Origin of the sequence: Streptococcus sp. HMSC076C09 (genome assembly GCF_001837905.1) — a bacterium.
Classification (GTDB): Bacteria; Bacillota; Bacilli; order Lactobacillales; family Streptococcaceae; genus Streptococcus; species Streptococcus parasanguinis_I.
Genome location: NZ_KV834628.1, coordinates 1 through 365, shown reverse-complemented (window position 1 = coordinate 365; position 365 = coordinate 1). Strand labels below are relative to the sequence as shown.

The window sequence follows — 365 nt, the reverse complement described above, 5'->3', positions numbered from 1 at the left end:
ATTAATCTGCTCAGTGTCCAAGAGTAAGTAATCAATGTTTAGATTAGGACATTGACTTCGGAAAACTTCCGTGTACTTTTTCATATAGGGTTGCCAATTTTCTCGATAAACTGTAAAAATGACAATTCTTTCGATTTTCCTTGATGACACAATTTTTTTAACAATCGTATGGTTCTTTATCGGCGGATTTCCACCCATCAAAAAAATTTGTTCGTCCAATCTTTCACACTTTCTATAGATACATAAATTTTGACCACGTTCTGAAATTATAATCTCTTCTTAAAATGAATAATTCTATTTGCCTCCTGAAATCCAATATTGAGATGAAATTTTATAGAATCCGTATTCGTTAAAGTACAGTCACT

The 365-nt window shown here is 31.5% G+C and carries 2 pseudogenes; both read right to left on the bottom strand.

Annotation, left to right across the window (positions count from 1 at the left end):
- Window positions 1–219, bottom strand: a pseudogene (locus HMPREF2704_RS10725) (peptidase S51); the annotation flags it as partial.
- Between the two features lie 47 nt (window positions 220–266).
- Window positions 267–365, bottom strand: a pseudogene (locus HMPREF2704_RS10720) (GNAT family N-acetyltransferase); the annotation flags it as partial.